The sequence below is a fragment of the Bradyrhizobium sp. AUGA SZCCT0105 genome (genome assembly GCF_018129565.1).
Classification (GTDB): Bacteria; Pseudomonadota; Alphaproteobacteria; order Rhizobiales; family Xanthobacteraceae; genus Bradyrhizobium.
This window is the reverse complement of record NZ_JAFCMK010000001.1, coordinates 602454-619819: the sequence shown is the minus strand read 5'-3', so window position 1 is coordinate 619819 and position 17366 is coordinate 602454. Positions and strand designations below refer to the sequence as shown.

14 protein-coding genes and 2 pseudogenes are annotated in these 17366 nt (G+C 65.1%); 9 read left to right on the top strand and 7 right to left on the bottom strand.

Annotated elements, in window-relative coordinates; translation table 11 throughout:
• Nucleotides 1–3: 3 nt before the first annotated feature.
• From JQ573_RS02910 to JQ573_RS02900, 3 genes are all read right to left on the bottom strand, one after another.
• A complete protein-coding gene (locus tag JQ573_RS02910) occupies nt 4–3111 on the bottom strand; it encodes an MdtB/MuxB family multidrug efflux RND transporter permease subunit (RefSeq protein ID WP_212317561.1) in 3108 nt (1035 codons plus the stop codon).
• Nucleotides 3108–4460: an MdtA/MuxA family multidrug efflux RND transporter periplasmic adaptor subunit gene (locus tag JQ573_RS02905; RefSeq protein WP_212317562.1), complete on the bottom strand. Its 1353-nt coding sequence runs from the start codon at nt 4458–4460 to the stop codon at nt 3108–3110. Before JQ573_RS02905 ends, JQ573_RS02910 begins: the two co-directional genes overlap by 4 nt.
• A gap of 176 nt (nt 4461–4636) precedes the next feature.
• Complete coding sequence (locus tag JQ573_RS02900; protein ID WP_212317564.1) at nt 4637–6082, bottom strand: DASS family sodium-coupled anion symporter; 1446 nt, start codon at nt 6080–6082, stop codon at nt 4637–4639.
• A gap of 222 nt (nt 6083–6304) precedes the next feature.
• Here JQ573_RS02900 and aat point away from each other — a divergent pair, with 222 nt between their 5' ends.
• On the top strand, nt 6305–6985 hold the full coding sequence (gene aat, locus JQ573_RS02895; RefSeq protein ID WP_212317565.1) for a leucyl/phenylalanyl-tRNA--protein transferase: 681 nt from the start codon (nt 6305–6307) through the stop codon (nt 6983–6985).
• A 108-nt stretch (nt 6986–7093) separates the two neighbouring features.
• On the opposite strand, the gene JQ573_RS02890 is transcribed toward aat, so the two are convergent.
• Nucleotides 7094–8122 carry a DUF2155 domain-containing protein gene (locus JQ573_RS02890; RefSeq protein ID WP_212317566.1) on the bottom strand — a complete coding sequence of 343 codons (1029 nt, stop codon included), beginning with the start codon at nt 8120–8122 and terminating at the stop codon, nt 7094–7096.
• Between the two features lie 269 nt (nt 8123–8391).
• On the opposite strand from JQ573_RS02890, the pseudogene JQ573_RS40570 reads away from it, so the two are divergent.
• The 7 genes and pseudogenes from JQ573_RS40570 to JQ573_RS02860 form a co-directional block, all read left to right on the top strand.
• Nucleotides 8392–8934 (top strand): annotated as a pseudogene (locus JQ573_RS40570) (SDR family NAD(P)-dependent oxidoreductase); the annotation flags it as partial.
• 142 nt (nt 8935–9076) lie between these two features.
• Nucleotides 9077–9163, top strand: a pseudogene (locus JQ573_RS40565) (SDR family NAD(P)-dependent oxidoreductase); the annotation flags it as partial.
• A 37-nt stretch (nt 9164–9200) separates the two neighbouring features.
• Entirely contained in the window at nt 9201–10142 is a 942-nt protein-coding gene (locus tag JQ573_RS02880) for an alpha/beta hydrolase (RefSeq protein WP_212317567.1), read from the top strand.
• A 2-nt stretch (nt 10143–10144) separates the two neighbouring features.
• A complete protein-coding gene (locus JQ573_RS02875; RefSeq protein ID WP_212317568.1) occupies nt 10145–11380 on the top strand; it encodes a sodium:proton antiporter in 1236 nt (411 codons plus the stop codon).
• A 305-nt stretch (nt 11381–11685) separates the two neighbouring features.
• Complete coding sequence (locus tag JQ573_RS02870) at nt 11686–11775, top strand: K(+)-transporting ATPase subunit F (protein ID WP_212317569.1); 90 nt, start codon at nt 11686–11688, stop codon at nt 11773–11775.
• Nucleotides 11776–11957: 182 nt separating this feature from the next.
• Complete coding sequence (gene nhaA, locus JQ573_RS02865) at nt 11958–13319, top strand: Na+/H+ antiporter NhaA (protein ID WP_212317570.1); 1362 nt, start codon at nt 11958–11960, stop codon at nt 13317–13319.
• 192 nt (nt 13320–13511) lie between these two features.
• Nucleotides 13512–13946, top strand: a complete 435-nt coding sequence (locus JQ573_RS02860) for a hypothetical protein (protein WP_212317572.1) — start codon at nt 13512–13514, stop codon at nt 13944–13946.
• Nucleotides 13947–14190: 244 nt separating this feature from the next.
• On the opposite strand, the gene JQ573_RS02855 is transcribed toward JQ573_RS02860, so the two are convergent.
• Both JQ573_RS02855 and JQ573_RS02850 read right to left on the bottom strand, forming a co-directional pair.
• Entirely contained in the window at nt 14191–14409 is a 219-nt protein-coding gene (locus JQ573_RS02855) for a hypothetical protein (protein WP_212317574.1), read from the bottom strand.
• 248 nt (nt 14410–14657) lie between these two features.
• Nucleotides 14658–15596 carry a GlxA family transcriptional regulator gene (locus tag JQ573_RS02850; RefSeq protein WP_212317575.1) on the bottom strand — a complete coding sequence of 313 codons (939 nt, stop codon included), beginning with the start codon at nt 15594–15596 and terminating at the stop codon, nt 14658–14660.
• Between the two features lie 129 nt (nt 15597–15725).
• Here JQ573_RS02850 and JQ573_RS02845 point away from each other — a divergent pair, with 129 nt between their 5' ends.
• Nucleotides 15726–16412, top strand: coding sequence for a DJ-1/PfpI family protein (locus JQ573_RS02845; protein WP_212317576.1), 687 nt, complete (start codon nt 15726–15728; stop codon nt 16410–16412).
• Between the two features lie 415 nt (nt 16413–16827).
• Here JQ573_RS02845 and JQ573_RS02840 read toward each other — a convergent pair whose 3' ends face one another.
• Nucleotides 16828–17238, bottom strand: a complete 411-nt coding sequence (locus tag JQ573_RS02840) for an NADH:ubiquinone oxidoreductase subunit NDUFA12 (protein ID WP_212317577.1) — start codon at nt 17236–17238, stop codon at nt 16828–16830.
• Nucleotides 17239–17366 lie beyond the last annotated feature (128 nt).

Genomic DNA, 17366 nt, shown 5'->3' with positions numbered 1-17366 from the left:
GGCTCAACGCGACCCGCTCGCCTCGCCGACCTCGTCCGCCCGCCCGGCAAACCGCAGCGCCAGGCGATCGAACCAGAGATAGATCACCGGCGTCGTGAACAGGGTCAGCATCTGGCTCACCAGCAGGCCGCCGACGATCGAGATGCCGAGCGGATGCCGGAGCTCGGAGCCGGCACCGCTGCCGATCATCAGCGGCAGCGCGCCGAGCACGGCGGCCATCGTCGTCATGATGATCGGCCGGAACCGCAACAGGCAGGCCTGGTAGATCGCCTCCCGCGGCGGCTTGCCCTCGTTGCGCTCGGCGTCGAGCGCAAAGTCGATCATCATGATCGCATTCTTCTTCACGATGCCGATCAGGAGGATGATGCCGATGATCGCGATGATGGTGAGGTCCTGGCCGGCCATCATCAGCGCCAGCAACGCGCCGATCCCGGCCGACGGCAGCGTCGACAGGATGGTCAGCGGATGAATGAAGCTCTCATAGAGCACGCCCAGCACGATGTAGACCGTGATGATCGCGGCGAGGATCAGGAACAGCTGGTTGGACAGCGAGGACTGGAACGCCAGCGCCGCGCCCTGGAAGCTCGTGATCATGCCGAGCGGCTGGTTGATCTCGGCCTGCGCCTGCTTGATCGCGGTCACCGCGCCGCCGAGCGAGGCGCCCGGCGCCAGGTTGAACGAGACCGTTGCCGACGGAAACTGGCCGAGATGCGAGACCTGCAGCGGCGCGGTCTCGACCCGCATCCTGGCCATGACGGACAGCGGCACCGGCGTCGAGCCCACCGATGACGGCAGATAAATCGACGACAGCGAGTCCAGCGAGTTCTGCAGCGACGGATCGGCCTCGAGGATGACGCGGTATTGGTTCGAATTGGTGAAGACGGTGGAGACGATGCGCTGGCCGTAGGAATCGTACAGCGCATTGTCGATCGTCGCCGGCGTGATGCCGAAGCGCGCGGCCTGGTCGCGGTCGATGTCGACGAACACCGAAAGCCCCTGCGCGGAGATGTCGCTTGTGACGTCGCTGAGCTCGGGCAATTCCCTGAGCTTGTCGACCAGTTTCGGCGTCCATTCCGCAAGCTCGTTCGGATCGGCGTCCTGCAGGATGAACTGATACTGCGTCCGGCTCACCGTGCCTTCGATGGTGAGGTCCTGGACCGGCTGCATGTAGAGCGTGATGCCGGTCAGATCAGCCGTACTGGCCTTGATCCGGTTCATGATCGTCGCCACGCCGGCCTTGCGCTGCTCATGCGGCTTCAAATTGATCAGGATGCGGCCGCTGTTGAGCGTGGTGTTGGTGCCGTCGACCCCGATGAACGACGACAGGCTCTCGACGTCGGGATCCCTGAGGATCGCGCTGGCGAGCCGCTGCTGCCGCTCGGCCATCGCCGCATAGGAGACCGATTGCGGCGCCTCCGAGATCGCCTGGATCACGCCGGTGTCCTGCACCGGAAAGAAGCCTTTCGGAATGACCACGTAGAGCAGCGCCGTGAGACCAAAGGTGGCGAGCGCGATCAGCAGCACGAACGTCTGGCGATCGAGCACCCAGTTGAGCATCCGGGCGTAGATCGCGATGACATGGTCGAAGCCTTCGCGGCTGAGCCGCTGGAAGGTGTTCTCGCGCGTCATGCTCTCCGGCTTCAGGAGTTTCGCGCAGGCCATCGGCACCAATGTCAGCGACACCACGGCGGAGATCAGGATCGTGACCGACAGCGTGATGGCGAATTCGCGGAACAGGCGGCCGACGACGTCGCCCATGAACAGCAGCGGGATCAGCACCGCGATCAGCGACACCGTCAGCGAGATGATGGTGAAGCCGATCTGCTCGGAGCCGCGCAGCGCCGCCTCGAGCGGGCTCAGGCCCTCCTCGATGTAGCGCGAGATGTTCTCGATCACGACGATGGCGTCGTCGACCACGAAGCCGGTCGCGATCGTCAGCGCCATCAGTGACAGATTGTTCAGGCTGAAGCCGAACAGATACATCGCCCCCAGCGTGCCGACCAGCGAGAGCGGCACCGACAGGCTCGGGATCAGCGTGGCGCGGGTCGAGCGCAGGAACACGAAGATCACCAGCACGACCAGGATCACCGCGAGCGCCAGCTCGTATTCGACGTCGCGGACCGAGGCCCGGATCGTCACGGTCCGGTCGGTCAGGATGTTGAGATCGATCGCGGCCGGCAGGGTCGCCTGCAGCTGCGGCAGCAGGTCCTTGATGCCCTGAACCACCGAGATCACGTTGGCGCCGGGCTGGCGCTGGATGTTGAGGATGATCGCCTGGGTTTCGTTCATCCAGGCGCCGAGCTTGTCGTTCTGCGCGCCGTCGACGACGTTGCCGACGTCGCTGAGGCGAACCGGCGAGCCGTTCTTGTAGGCGATGATCAGCGAGCGGTAGTCGCTGGCATTGCGGATCTGGTCGTTGGCATTGATGGTGTAGGCGCGCATCGCGCCGTCGAAATTGCCCTTCGGCGTGTTGACGTTGGCGTTGCCGAGCGTGGTGCGGAGATCGTCGATGTTGAGACCATAGGCCGCGAGCTTGCGGATGTCGGCCTGGATGCGCACCGCGGGCCGCTGGCCGCCGCTGATGCTGACGAGGCCAACGCCGGGCAGCTGCGAGATCTTCTGCGCCAGCCGCGTGTCAACGAAATCCTGCACCTGCGTCAGCGGCATTGTCTTCGAGGTCAGGCCGAGGGTCAGGATCGGCGCGTCAGCCGGATTGACCTTGGCGTAGATCGGCGGCGCCGGCAGGTCCGACGGCAACAGATTGCCCGCGGCGTTGATTGCGGCCTGCACCTCCTGCTCAGCGACGTCGAGCGAGATCGACAGGCCGAACTGCAGCGTGATCACGGACGAGCCGGCCGAACTCACCGAACTCATCTGGTTCAGATTCGGCATCTGGCCGAACTGCACCTCGAGCGGCGCCGTCACCGACGACGTCATCACGTCGGGGCTGGCGCCCGGATAGAAGGTCTGCACCTGGATGGTCGGATAATCGACTTCCGGCAGCGCCGCGACGGGGAGGAATCTGAACGCCAGCATGCCCGACAGCATGATGGCGATCATCATCAGGGTCGTCGCCACCGGCCGCAGGATGAATGGCCGCGACGGGTTCATTTCGTCTGCCCGTCCGCGGCACCCTTGTGGTTGTCGCCTCCCGCCTTGTCGGGATCGGCGCTGCCCTTGCTATCTGCCTTGGTGTCTCCCTTGCCGTCTCCCTTGGCGGCCCCATTCGCCGCGCCGCTCGCCGTCCCCTTGGCTGCACCGGCCGGGCTCGCGGTATCGGCGGCGGAGCGCACCACCACCTTGGCGCCCTCGCGCAGCTTGTCGGCGCCGTCGATCACGATGCGATCGCCGGGTGTCAGCCCCGAGAGCACCTCGACGCGGTCGCCGTCGGTGACGCCGATCTTGACCGGCCGTACCGAGACCGTGCTATCGGCGTTGACGAGATAGACGAAGGTGCCGGGGACGCCGCGCTGGATGCCGGCGGTCGACATCGTCGTGGCATCCTTGTGGGTGTCGAGCAGCAGGCGGATGTTGACGAACTGGTTCGGATACAGCGTGCGCTTGTCGTTCTCGAACTGGGCGCGCAGCTTGATCGTGCCGGTGGTCGCATCGATCTGGCTGTCGAAGGTCTGCAGCGATCCCTCGGCGAGCTTATTGGCGCCGCTGCGGTCATAGGCCGCCGCCGGCAGCACCGCGCCCTCCTTCAACCGCTTCGCGACCGCTTGCAGATTGTCCTCCGGCAGCGTGAACAGCACGCTGATCGGCTCGAGCTGCGTGATCACGACAAGGCCGTTGGTGTCGCCCGCCGTCACATAGTTGCCGAGGTCGACCTGGCGCAACCCGACCCGCCCGTTGATCGGCGAGACGATGCGACAATATTGCAGATTTACCTCGGCCGACTTCACCGACGCGCGGTCGGCCTCGACCGTGCCCTGATACTGCGCGACCAGCGCGACCTGGGTATCGAGCGTTTGATGCGGCACGGCGTTCTGCGTGGCGAGATTCTGGTAGCGAGTGAGATCGACCTGGGCACCCTTCAGCTGCGCCTCGTCGCGCGCCAGAGTGCCCTTGGCCTGCGCCAGCGTCGCCTCATAGGGACGCGAATCGATCTCGGCGATCAGGTCACCCTTCTTGACCTCATCGCCCTCCTTGAAATCGATCTTCATCAGGTAGCCGCTGATCTGGCTTCTGATCGTCACGGTCGCGAGCGACGTCACGGTGCCGAGCGCATTCAGGCTGACGCCGATATCGCCCTTGCCGACGGCCTCCGGCACGATCGACATCGGCCCGGCATTGCGGCCGCCGCCGGCCTGCGGCGGCGCGGCCTGCTGCCGCGTCCACCAGACGATGCCGGCGAGCACCGCCAGCACAACACACCCTGTCAGAAAGCCTCGCCCGCGCGATGGCCGCCTGGTTTGCTCGGGCGCCACGATAGACGGGTCTTTGATATGCTGGTCCATAACTTGCCCACGAAGAAACACGAATGAGCCGGTGCGGCTCTATGTGTCCCCTGAAATCCGCGCGCGCCACATTAGGAAGCATTTTGGACGCTTCCGTCAGACAAAGCGCGTTAAGAATCGGAAAGGAAAGTCCTCCTTCCCGATCGGCCGCTGTTTCTCGCTGGATTGTGGCTATTTTACCCGATCATCTGTAGCCAGGGCAACACGATCAGCAACAATCCGGCAAAGTAGATTACGCCGAAGATCAGCCCGAACTTCCAGAAGTCGCCTTTGCCGATATAGCCGCTGCCGTAATACATCGGCGCCGGCCCGGTGGCGTAGGGCGAGATCACCCCCATCAGCCCGAGCGAATAGACGCACAGCAGCATCAGGGTCTGCACCGACAGGCCGGGAATGCTGGAGCCGACGGCGAGCACCACCGGCAGCACCGCGGCGGTATGCGAGGTGATGCTCGAGAAGAAATAGTGGATCCAGAAGAAGAATGTGACGAGCAGGATCATCCCGACCAGCGGCGAGGTGCCTGCGAGCGGCTTCGCATAGCCCTCGGCCACCCATTTGATGAAGCCGATCTCGTTGAGACCCGACGACAGCGTGAGCAGCGAGGTGAAATAGAAGAAGACCTCCCACGCGCTCTTCTCCGCGACGATGTCTTCGAATGCGATCACGCCTGTGAGCAGCATCAGCGAGATCACGACGAACACCACCGTGGTCGCGTTGATGAAGTTTGAGCCGAGCAGCGGCACGCTGATATTGGGATTGGAGCCGCAGATCCACAGGAACATCGCGAGCAGCACCAGCACCGCCATGATCCATTCGTGCCGCGACGGCGGCCCCATCTTGGCGAGTTCTCCCTCGCTCCAGATGACGATCTCCGGGCTTTCCTTGATCTCGGGCCGGCAGATGACGTAGCTCAGCAGCGGCACCAGCAGCAGCAAAAGGATACCGAGCGGCGCAAAGCCGATGAACCATTGCGACCAGCCGACCTCGATGTTGACGAGCTTCTTGGCGATCGAGAGCGCGGCGGCGTTCGGCGCCAGCGCGGTCAGAAACAGCGAACTCGTGACGGCCGTGGTCGCAAACGCGGTCCACATCACGAAGGTGCCGATCTTGCCCGCGGTCGGACCGGGCTCAGAGCCGTAGATGCGCGGGATGTTGCTGACGATCGGATAGATGGTGCCGCCCGAGCGCGCGGTGTTGGACGGCGTCGCCGGTGCCAGCACCAGATCGGAGAACGCCACCGCATAGCCGAGCCCGATGGTGCGGCGGCCGAGCCCACGCACCAGGAGCAGCGCCAGCCGGCGGCCGAGCCCGCTCTTGCGATAGCCGATCGAAAACACGAAAGCGCCGACGATCAGCCACACTGTGCTCTCGGAAAAGCCGGCGAGCATCCAGCGCAGCGACTTGTTCGGGTCGGGCTCGACATAGCCGCCGACACCGGCGACCGTAAGCCCGATCAGGCCGACTGCGCCGACCGGCATCGATTCGAGGATCAGCCCGGTGATCACAGCGGCGAACACCGCAAAATAGTGCCACTGATTGGCGTTCAGCCCTGATGGCACCGGGACCAGATAGATCACCAGCCAGACCAGCAGCGGCGCAAACGTCCGCCATGACGATTTCATGCAGCGTCCCCCTCACCTGTGTCGATTGTCGGCGCGCAAGCCGCCATGTCCCGGGCGGCGGCGCCATCTTTTCGTGGCAATGTAGCATGGCCGCGCAGTCCGTCTCGGGGAACTGCGGCGGAATGGCGCGGCTTGTGGAGGAACCGGCGCGTTTCGTCAACACGTCGCGACCCCTGGCAGGCCCCATCGCAAGTCTGCCCGCGCTTTGCTATCTTCGCCGGCATGACGTCACGCGACTCCGCCTCTTCCGAGATCACGCCCGAGGTGCTGCTGCGCGCCTATGCCTGCGGCATCTTCCCGATGGCGGAGAGCGCCGACGATCCGACCCTGTTCTGGGTCGAGCCCGAATTGCGCGGCGTGATTCCATTCGACAGCTTCCGTGTCGCCTCCCGCCTGGCGCGCACCGTGCGCTCGGATGTGTTCACCGTCACGGTCGATACCGCGTTCAAGGCCGTGATCGCCGGTTGCGCAGCACCGCAGCCCGGCCGCGACGACACCTGGATCAACAAGCGCATCCGCGACCTCTATGTCGGGCTGCACGCGTCAGGCCATTGCCACAGCGTCGAGGTCTGGCAGGACGACAATCTGGTCGGCGGGCTCTATGGCGTCAGCCTTGGCCGCGCCTTCTTCGGCGAAAGCATGTTTCACACCACGCGCGACGCGTCGAAGGTAGCATTGGTGCACTTGGTGGCGCGGCTGATCGCGGGCGGGTTCGAACTGCTCGACACGCAATATGTGACCGAGCATCTGAAGACGTTCGGTGCGGTGGAGATTTCGCGCCGCCGCTATCGCGCGCTGCTCGACAAGGCGATCGCAGGCGCGCCGGCGGAATTCCGCAAGCTCGACGCCACGCAGCCGGTCAAGGGTGCCGACGCGCTGGCGATCATCGCCGCGCGCAATTGATCTGACCGTGCACGTAGCCCGGATGGAGCGAAGCGTAATCCGGGACAAGTCTCTCCGCGGAGAGAAACCCGGATTTCGCTTCGCTCCATCCGGGCTACGCAGCGCCGACTAATTTCCGAACAAGCCGCCGAACAAACCGCCCGGCCGCTGCTGCTGGGGCGGCGGAGGTGGCGGCTGCTGCTGCTGGTATTGCGGCAGCGGTTGCGGCGGCGGACGTGGCGCGGCCTGCTTCGGCGGCGCGCGCTTCTGGGCCGGCGGCGGAGGCGGCGTCGGCGCCTTCGGCGGATCGGGCGCGGCGGTCACGATGGTCTGGTCCGGCCCTTTGCAGTCGGTCAGCCAGATGTCGTAGATCGGATGCTCGACGCCATGCAGGCCCGGGCTCGCTGCGAACATCCAGCCCGAGAAGATCCGCTTCACCTCGCCCTGCAGCGTGATCTCGTCGACCTCGACAAAGGCGTCGGTGTTGGCGGCTTCCGTCGACGGCCGCGTATAGCAGGCGTCAGTCTTCACGCGCAGCGCGCCAAACTGCACGGTCTCGCCGATATCCTCGTCGAAATTGATGATGCGTCCGGTGATCTTGTCGAGGCCGGAGAAGCTCGCCTTCTTGTTGGTGATCTTGGTCGACGGCGGCTCCTGCACGACCTCGTCGCCCGGCTGCAAGGCGGCAGGCGTCTGCGGCGGGGTGCCTTGTGGAGCGCCCTGTGGCGCACCCTGCGGCGTCCCCTTGGGCTGACGCTGGCCCGGCGGCAGGCCGGGCAGCGGATTGGCACCGGGCGGTGTGTTGGCAACGGCGGGCCCGCCGGGCTGCGGCGGCTGCACCGCAACGCCGGGCGGAGCGACCGTGCTGCCTGGCGGCGGTGCCAAAGGCTGGGACTGCACATTACCGGGCGGCGGCACCGCCTGGCCCGGCGGCAACGCCCGCGGCTGCGTCGGCAGCAGGCGGCCACGCGGCAATTCCGGCACTTCCTCGTCGTCGTCGCCGGGAGGCGCCACCTGGCCACGCGGAATCGACCCGGGCGGACGCGGCGCGGGATCGGAGAAAATCGTTCCGATCTGCGCGCGCGCGGGCGGCGCAAGCGAGATGGTTGAGGCGGCGACCAGGGCCGCAAAGCCAGTCAGGGCAATGGTTCGAAGCATCTCGCGGGCTTTAAAAGGCGAATCGGGCTCGCGACAGTCTACCTTGATATCGGCCGCTCGCAGGCCACCGGTTAACACGCCGAATACGGCGGGGAAAGGGCGCCAGGAGGCCCGTCCCCGGCCCGCAGGCCAGGCACGGCTCACCCTCAGGTCACCCTCTGGTCACCCTTGGGAACACGTGTGATAGTCCTCACGCTGAAGGCGCGCGGCACCGCGTGAAAACCTGAGAAAATCCGGACCGAACCGGACCAGCCAGAGGAAACCCAAACATGCCCGATCGCATCAGGCTCGACGGCCGGGTTGCCGTCGTCACCGGGGCTGCCGGCGTCATCGGAACCGCCACGCTCCAACTGCTCGCCGAACGCGGGGCGCGGATTGTCGCAGTCGACCGCAAGGAGGCCGACCTCAAAGCCGCCATCAAGGACCTCCCCGCCTCGGCCGAGGCCTTCGCGATCGCCGCCGACGTCACCGATGAGGACGAGGTCAGGGACTATGTCCGCGCCGCCGTCGACCGCTTCGGCACCATCGACGCCTTCTACAACAACGCCGGCATCGAGGGCGACGTCAGGCCGATCCCGGAGTATTCGCTGGAGAGCTTTCGCCGGGTGCTCGACGTCAATGTCGTCGGCGTCTTCCTCGGCATGAAATATGTGCTGCCGGTGATGCTGAAGCAGAACAAGGGCAGCATCATCAACACCGCCTCGATCGCCGGCCTGATGGGATCGCCGATGATCGCGGTCTACAGCGCCAGCAAGCACGCGGTGATCGGGCTGACCAAGAGCGCGGCCTGGGAATGCACCGGCACCGGCGTGCGGGTCAATTGCGTCTGCCCCGGCATGATCGAGAGCCGGATGCTGAGCAGCATCCTGCAAGGACGTTCCGGCGGCAACGCGCCGCCACCGGTCGAGAAGATCGTCGACCGCACGCCGGCTCGGCCTCGCGAGCGAGGTCGCATCGATCGTAGCTTTCCTCGCTTCCGACGAGGCGAGCTACGTCTCCGGCTCCGCCTACACCGTCGACGGCGGCCGCACCGCCGCCTGACGCTTCAGTTCAGCATCACAAGAAGGTTTGTTTGCCTATGCCCGTCGTTCTCGATCCCGATGCCGCCGCCGTCTACAAGGCCTTCCAGGAGGCCGGCCGCCCTGCCTATGAATCGCTGACCGCACCGGAAGCGCGCGAATATTATCGGGCCGCCCGCATCGTCTCCAATCCCGAGCCGCCCGCGCTTGAATCGAGCAAGGCGCTTGCGATCCCGGCGCCGCACGGCGCGATCCCCGCTCGCATCTACACGCCGAAAACACTGCGCAAGAAGGACGGGCTCGCGCCGTGCCTGGTGTTCTTCCACGGCGGCGGCTGGGTGATCGGCGATCTCGATACTCATGAGGTGGTTTGCCAGAAGCTTGCCCATGAGGGCGAGTTGATCGTGATCTCGGTCGATTACCGGCTGGCGCCCGAGCACCGCTTCCCTGCCGCGGTGGACGACGCCGTCACCGCGACCAAATGGGTTGCGGCCAACGCCGGGGATCTCGGCATCGACGCCACGCACCTGATCGTCGGCGGCGACAGCGCCGGCGGCAACCTCGCAGCCGTGGTTGCCCTCACCGCCCGCGACGGCGGACCGAAGCTCGCGGCCCAGCTGCTGGTCTATCCCGCGACCGATTTCTCGCGGAAGCATCCCTCGCATCGCGAGCCCGAGACCAGCATCCTGCTGACGCATTCGGTGATCGGCTGGTTCGGCGACCATTATCTCGGCGACGCCGACAACAGCGACTGGCGCGCCTCGCCCGCGCGCGCGAAAGACTTCGCCGGATTGCCGCCGGCCTATGTGCTGACCGCCGGCGCCGATCCGCTGCGCGACGAAGGCGACGAGTACGCGAAATTCCTCAAGGACGCCGGCGTACCCGTGACCTACCGGCATTTCCCCGGCCAGTTCCATGGCTTCTTCACCATGGGCAAGCTGCTCAACCAGGCCAATGTCGCGGTGACCGAGATCAGCGCCTGGCTGAAGACGCTGGGCTGATCATGTCGTCCTCGATCGAGATCGCCAGGCACACGCTGCTCTCATGCGGCCTGATCCTGGCGATCGGCACGGTCGCGGCGCTCTTCGCTCAGAAGGTCAGAATTCCCGACGTCGCGGTATTCCTCATCGTCGGCATCCTGATCGGCCCGCATGCCCTTGGACTCGTCAATATCGCAGCCGATTCCGCGCTGAACCAGATCATCCTGCTGTTCGGCGCAAGCTACATCCTGTTCGACGGCGGAGCGACGCTTCGACTGACCGTGCTCAGGCAGGTCTGGATCACCATCGCGGTGATCGCAACCTTGGGCGTGATCGTCACGGCGGCAATCACGGGTTTCGCCGCGCAATTCATTCTTGGCGTTCCTCCGATCGTGGCGTTCCTGCTGGCGGCGACACTGGCCTCGACCGATCCGGCGACACTGGTGCCGATCTTCCGCCAGATCCCGATCCGCGACCGCGTCGCCCAGACCGTGATGAGCGAATCCGCCTTCAACGATGCCATGGGCGCGATCATCACCCTTACCCTGCTCGGCGTGGCGACCGGCAGCACCGTCTCCGTCGCGACCTCGCTGCGTGAACTGCTCGAGCATTCCATCATCGGCATCACCGCCGGCATCGTACTGGGCTATCTGGCAACGATCTTCATCGCCCATGAGAAGTGGGCCTTCCTTGCCGAATATGCCCCCGTCGTCACCGTGGTCGCGGTGATCGCCGCCTACTTCGCGGCCGAGGGCCTGCATGCCTCAGGCTTCATGGCGGTGTTCGTGTTCGGCATCATGCTTGGCAACAAGGAGACCTTCGGCTTCGCGATGGAGCCGGGCGAATCCCAGAAGCTCAGTGAGTTCGTCCTGACCACCGCCTTCATCCTGCGCCTGTTCATCTTTATCCTGCTCGGCGCCCAGGTGAATTTTGTGCTGATGCACCAATACTGGCTCGGCGGCGTTGCGGTGACGTTGGTGCTGATGTTCGTGGCCCGCCCCATCACCGTATTCCTTTGCGCGATGCCGGATCGCCGCGCACGCTGGAGTCTTGCGGAACTGCTGTTCATGTGCTGGACGCGAGAAACCGGCGTCATCCCCGCCGCGCTCGCCGGCCTGATGCTGGGAATGAAGGCGCCGGGCGCGGAGATGATCGCCTCCGTCACCTTCGTCGCGATCCTCACCACGATCCTGATCCAGGCCTCCACCACGCGCTGGCTTGCCTCGAAGCTCGGGCTGTTGGAAACCGACGAGGGCTAGCGCTGACACTTATTCCGCATTTATAACGCCGGTCTGGCGTCCGTCTCGCATTCCTATGCGATCGGCTTGATATTGCACCAGGCAATCAGCGCGTAGCTTTCACGCGCATGGGAACTCCCTCCTGAATTGGTGCTGCCATGTCGCAAGGAAACAATCGGCCCCCCTACTCTCTGCCGGCGTGCATTGCGGTTCTGCTGATCTTCGGTGCAGCAACCCAGCTCAGCCCGCTCGCGAGCTGGCTGTGATCGCCAGCCCTCGGCGCGGGACCCTCAGGATGCCTATCAATGGTTTCAGGGAGAGTGTGGATGATCTTCGATTATTCACTCGCCGCCGTCGTCGCCGCAGGCCTGCTGGCCTACCTGATCTACGCCCTGCTGAGGCCTGAGCGGTTCTAGACTAGCGCCGAAATGCACTTCGTTCCGAGTACGGTTCCGAGCGATATGCCAAACGGTCGCAGGACGCCCGAATAGGGTTGCCCTATGCCTGTCGCCGTGCAAAACCGGCCATGGGTGTTAACTGCATGCCGCAGTAACAGGTGAAGCGATGGTCGGGCCACCACGCCGAGTGCGCGTGCCCGATGGATCACCGACTGCCCACCCAGGACCTGCCACGAGCCCAACGACTTGCCGAGCGGGCGTTCGCCACGCTCCAGCGCTTCCTGCACGTCGAAGCTGTCGGCGGCGGCGTACTGCTGGCTGCAGCAGCCGCTGCAATGATCTGGGCCAACTCTGCTTTCGCCGACAGCTATCACGCTCTCTGGCACCAGCAGCTCTTGATCGGGTTTGGCGACTTCGTCAGCCGCCGTTCGCTGCATTTCTGGATCAACGACGGGCTGATGACGATTTTCTTCCTCGTCGTCGGCATGGAGATTCGGCGCGAAATACATGAAGGCGCGCTCAGCAGGTTCGACCAGGCGCTGCTGCCCGTGATCGCGGCGGCCGGCGGCGTCATCGCCCCGGCACTGATCTACATTGGCCTGAATGCCGATCCCGTGCGCGGCCAGGGCTGGGCCGTGCCCACGGCGACGGACATCGCCTTTGCCGTGGGGGCGCTCGCCTTGCTGGGACGATCGATCCCGGTCAATCTACGGGTGTTCCTGCTGGCGCTCGCCATCATCGACGACGTCATCGCGGTGTTGATCATCGCCTTCATCTACTCCGGCGGACTGGAGCCGAGCGGGTTTATCGTGGCGGCGCTCGGCATTCTGATGGTCGTCGGGCTTCAGCGGATCGGCATCGGCTCCGCCCTCGCCTACGTTCCGCCGGGCGCGCTGGTCTGGACCGGGCTGCTGATGAGCGGAGCGCATCCGACCCTCGCCGGCGTCGTGCTCGGCCTGATGACTCCGGTGCGGCCGATGCCGCTGCGGGAGCCGCCCCTGCAAATGGTGTCGCGCGTGATCGCGGAGTTGCGCGACAGCGATGCGGCCTGGAACGATACCCATCGCCTCAGGTCACGGCGCCGTGCGCTCCACGTCGCGCATCGCGAAATGTTGCCGCCCGTCGTGCGCGTGCAGACGGCGCTGCATGGCTGGGTCGCCTTCGGCATCATGCCCCTGTTCGCGTTGGCGAACGCCGGCATCAGCCTGACGGCTTCCGGCCTCACTGCCGGAGCTCAGTCCGTGATGCTGGGCGTGGGGCTTGCCCTTGCCTTGGGAAAGCCTGTCGGCGTGATCGGTGCCACCTGGCTTGCGGTCAAGTTGGGGCGCTGTCGGCTGGCGCCAGGCATTACGTGGGGCGGCGTCTGCCTCATCGGCCTGTTGGCTGGAATCGGTTTCACCATGTCTATCTTTACCGCCATGCTCGCCTTCCCCGACGAGGCCCTGCTCAATGCAGCAAAGCTGGGCGTGCTCGGGGGCTCGCTCGCCGCCGCCCTGTTTGGGCTCGGTTGGGGAGTGGCCCACGCGCGTCGTCAGCGCAAAGAGGCGGCTGCGCACCCGTGACGCTTCGCCGACGGCAAACGAACCTGATCGCCCGACGCCAATACCCGGCGCGCCATGCCCGGCGTAGTGATTGCGGCTGGGATTCGTCATGCTGCGATGCACAATTGGACTGTTTCAAACTTGTGGAAAAGCGAGACAAATCCGTTGACATTGCTAAACTCCATTCGCCGTAACAACTTATGGAGCGTTCGCATGAGTGTCAGTGCAGAAGTCCTCGCCCGCGCCCCGTTGGAAACGACCGAGGGGGAAATCGACACGGTGAGTACGCATCGCCCACGCAGCAACATTCGGCCTCTCTCGCCGATGCCGGACTACGTCGAGCACCGCAACGGCGTCAACGAGGTGGGCAAGCTATCGGCCGAGGCGGTCGTGCGTGAATACGAAGCGGCGGTGAAAGAAATCGAGGCCCTTGGATCGGAACTGCAAGCGGCCGCCAAGAACTGCGAAGTCATGGTGGCGGGCGTCCACGACATGATAGCGGAGATCAAGGAGTTTGCCGCGGGTTACCGCGATCAGGGCAAGCGTTTCTTCCTGCAGATCGAAGCGGTCTCGTTGATGACCACGGAGGTCAGGAACACCTGTGAAGCTCTCAAGAAGAAGATCGCGACCGACACATTGAGCAATTGATATTTCGGCTCGGGCACGTTTCGTGCTCAGCCATCCGTGGATTCTTGGGCGTGCATAGGTGAAGGCCTGCGCTATTCCGGCGCGGCGGAACCGTTAGTTCTATTCGAGACCAAGTCGTTCGGGATTAAGTCGTTCAACATCAAGTGGTTCAACATCCGGCCCCGCTTCGGCGGGGCCTTTGTGCTGCGGTGAACTCTGCGCGCGGCGTGTCCGCGACTGGGCCGGACCTGCGCCAATGACCTATTCAACGCACGTCAGGTGCGCGCTCAGCCATGTCCGTCGCCGGAGGCAAGGCTGAAATCGGGGACCAGCGGTCGCTGAAATCCTTGGCCGGGAGCGCGTCCGTGTCAGAGACGACAACGCTCTCGGTCCGGGGCAGGTGCGACCTGATCGTCGCAGCGGTTGCAGTGACAGCCAGCAAGGTGACGGCCACGAACCCGGTAATCGTTCGATGCTTTGTCATGTGGAACCTCCTCGGGTCCGCAACGCCCCACCTAACGTGGGTCACAGGAACCTTCGCGCGGGTTCATCGGTGCAACGACGAATGAATCGTGTGAGATCGGACAACGAGCTTGTCCCAAACTCAAATTGCCGCTGCCGGCAGCACCGGCGAGCTTGGCGACGGTCGCTCATCGGCAGCCGCGTTCGCTTCGCCGCTGGAATGATCACCGTTCTTTCCAACAACGCGCCGGAGTTCCGCGCGTCCACGACCTACCCGGCGCGCGACGCCCGGCGCAGCGATTGCGGCGGCTGGCCGAAGGCGCGGATGAAGGCGCGGCGCATCCGCTCCGGATCGCGGAAGCCGGTGATCTCGGCGACGCGTTCGATCGCCTCGCCCGACGACTGCACGCGCTGCCGCGCCACTTCGATCCTCAACCGTTCGACCGCTTTCGACGGCGTGGTGCCGGTCTCCGCGATGAAGGCGCGGGTGAAATGCCGCGAGCTCATCCCGGCCTTGTCGGCGAGGTCCTCGACCGTCAGCGGCGCGTCGAGATGCTCGCGCGCCCAGGCGAGCAGCGGCCCGAACCGGCCGTTCGGCGCCTTCAATTCCAGCAGCGAGGAAAACTGCGACTGCCCGCCGCTGCGCCGATGGTACAGCACGAGCTGCCGCGCGGTGCTCTGCGCGATCTCGTCGCCGTAGTCTTCGGTGATCATGGCGAGTGCGAGATCGATGCCGGCGGTGATGCCCGCCGAGCTCCAGATGTTGCCGTCGCGGACGAAGATCTGGTCCGGCTCGAGCTTGACCTTCGGATAGGTCTTCACGAAATGCGGCGTGCGCTGCCAATGCGTGGTGGCGCGGCGGCCGTCGAGCAGGCCGGCCTCGGCCAGCACATAGGCGCCCGAGCAGACGCTGGCGACGCGGATGCCGCGGCTCGCCATCCGCCGCACGAATGACAGCGTGACCGGACACGTTGCCGGTGTGCGCACGCCGTTGCCGCCTGCGATGATCAGCGTCGTGATCGCCGCCGACGGCTTGAAGCCGCGCGCCAGCATCTCGACGCCGGACGAAGAGCGCACCGGCCCGGCCTTCAGCGCGATCGTCTTGATATCAGGCGGGTTGTTGGCGAAGCGCGCCGCGATCTCGAACGCCGCGATCGGGCCGGCTGCGTCGAGCAGCTGGAAGTCGGGAAAGATCAGGATGCCGATCATCTGCCAAATCCTCGCAATGCCGAATACTCGGAGATGGCGTCGACGTCCGAAAATGAGGGAATTACGCCATTTTGGACAGGAGGGCACCATGGCATCGTGGTTCCGTCAAGCGCTATTTGGAGACCTCCGATGTCCGAACCCCTGCAGATTGGATTCCTCGTCTTCCCGAAGGTGACCCAGCTCGACCTGACCGGCCCGCTGCAGGTGTTCTCCTCGGTCCCCGGCGCCAAGGTGCATCTGGTCTGGAAACGGATCGAACCCGTCCCGACCGACTCCGTCATGGTCCTGACGCCGACCACGACCTTTGCCGACTGCCCGAAGCTCGACGTGATCTGCGTGCCCGGCGGGTTCGGCACCGACGACATGGTCGGCGACGAGGAGATGCTCGACTTCCTGCGCAAGCAGGCCGAGGGAGCGAAATACGTCACGTCGGTCTGCACGGGATCGCTGGTGCTCGGCGCCGCCGGTCTGCTGCAGGGCTATCGCGCCACCACGCATTGGAGTGCGATCGATTTCCTGGCGGGCTTCGGCGCCATCCCGACCAAGACGCGCGTCTGCGTCGACCGCAACCGTTTCACGGGCGGCGGCGTCACCGCCGGCATCGATTTCGCGCTGACGCTGGTGTCCGAGCTGGTCGATCGCAAGACCGCGGAAGCGATCCAGCTCAGGCTCGAATACAACCCGGCCCCGCCGTTCAATGCCGGCTCGCCCGATACCGCGCCGGCCGAGATCCTCGCCTTCATGAAGGAGCGGATGGGACCGGCACACGCGCGCCGGGGTGAATTGATGAGCCGCGCCGCGGCACGGCTGTCCTGACCCGATCGTGAGACAAAGAAGATCGTGAGACAAAGAAAAAGGCCGCCCGGTTTCCCGAGCGGCCCTTCCTGTCTTACGGCAGCCTCACATTTGCGGGCGATTTCCGGACGTCTGCACCGGGGGCCTATCTCCCGGCCGCATCCAACTCGGAGGCCGCTGCTCATCGGGACAGTCGCGATCTGGAGCCCGATCCGACGCGATGGTTTCCCATCTCCGTAAGATGGCTTCATTGAGCCGCGAAGGCGCGCATAGCGCAAGCCGACAACATCGGATGCGGCGCACCTGTCCCCGCTGTTACCGTTGTCCACAGGCACGCACTTGCGTTGCCACAGGCGCGCTTGCGCTGCCACAGGCGCGTGTGCGACGCACGCGCGGTGTTACGCGCGCGCACATCCGAAACAACAATGCGTGAAGCTCAGCTTCCCGGCGTCCAGGCGTGATAGTCGCCGGTCGCCTTGGGGCGGCGGCCGCTCGCCAGCGTCGAGCCGGACGGACGGTAAGCCTGCGCGGTGCCGGTCATGTTCGGCAGATGCGGCTTTTCCCATTCCCGCGGCGCGTACGTCTCCTCGGTCGGGGGCACATCAACCGTGTGATGCAGCCAGCCGTGCCAGCCGGCCGGGATCCGGGACGCTTCGGCATAGCCGTTATAGACCACCCAGCGGCGCTCGAAATGCAGCGTCGGATCGATCTCCCCGCCCTTGGTCCGGTAGTAGCGATTGCCCTGCCCGTCCTCGCCGACCAATTCGCCGTAGCGCGAGGTCCACAATTGCGTGCCAAAGGTCTGGCCGTTCCACCAGGTGAAGAATTTCAGCAGGAATTGTTTCATGCGTGGCCGGTCGGTTCGAGGCAGTCCGGCTCTGATGCCACCTGAATCTCCAAATGTCCAGCCGCCCCCAAGGTAGCCCGACACTCCCGGGATGGGCCCCGGTTGCGGGCCCTTTGGCGACCAAATGA

What these genes read in the sequence shown, in the direction of transcription:
- aat (WP_212317565.1), top strand. Translation starts at nt 6,305, where the DNA reads ATGACGTCACGCGACTCCGCCTCTTCCGAGATCACGCCCGAGGTGCTG.
- JQ573_RS02900 (WP_212317564.1), bottom strand. Translation starts at nt 6,082, where the DNA reads ATGAAATCGTCATGGCGGACGTTTGCGCCGCTGCTGGTCTGGCTGGTG.
- JQ573_RS02890 (WP_212317566.1), bottom strand. Translation starts at nt 8,122, where the DNA reads ATGCTTCGAACCATTGCCCTGACTGGCTTTGCGGCCCTGGTCGCCGCC.
- JQ573_RS02855 (WP_212317574.1), bottom strand. Translation starts at nt 14,409, where the DNA reads ATGACAAAGCATCGAACGATTACCGGGTTCGTGGCCGTCACCTTGCTG.
- JQ573_RS02840 (WP_212317577.1), bottom strand. Translation starts at nt 17,238, where the DNA reads ATGAAACAATTCCTGCTGAAATTCTTCACCTGGTGGAACGGCCAGACC.
- JQ573_RS02910 (WP_212317561.1), bottom strand. Translation starts at nt 3,111, where the DNA reads ATGAACCCGTCGCGGCCATTCATCCTGCGGCCGGTGGCGACGACCCTG.
- JQ573_RS02880 (WP_212317567.1), top strand. Translation starts at nt 9,201, where the DNA reads ATGCCCGTCGTTCTCGATCCCGATGCCGCCGCCGTCTACAAGGCCTTC.
- JQ573_RS02850 (WP_212317575.1), bottom strand. Translation starts at nt 15,596, where the DNA reads ATGATCGGCATCCTGATCTTTCCCGACTTCCAGCTGCTCGACGCAGCC.
- JQ573_RS02875 (WP_212317568.1), top strand. Translation starts at nt 10,145, where the DNA reads ATGTCGTCCTCGATCGAGATCGCCAGGCACACGCTGCTCTCATGCGGC.
- JQ573_RS02870 (WP_212317569.1), top strand. Translation starts at nt 11,686, where the DNA reads ATGATCTTCGATTATTCACTCGCCGCCGTCGTCGCCGCAGGCCTGCTG.
- JQ573_RS02860 (WP_212317572.1), top strand. Translation starts at nt 13,512, where the DNA reads ATGAGTGTCAGTGCAGAAGTCCTCGCCCGCGCCCCGTTGGAAACGACC.
- JQ573_RS02905 (WP_212317562.1), bottom strand. Translation starts at nt 4,460, where the DNA reads ATGGACCAGCATATCAAAGACCCGTCTATCGTGGCGCCCGAGCAAACC.
- nhaA (WP_212317570.1), top strand. Translation starts at nt 11,958, where the DNA reads ATGGATCACCGACTGCCCACCCAGGACCTGCCACGAGCCCAACGACTT.
- JQ573_RS02845 (WP_212317576.1), top strand. Translation starts at nt 15,726, where the DNA reads ATGTCCGAACCCCTGCAGATTGGATTCCTCGTCTTCCCGAAGGTGACC.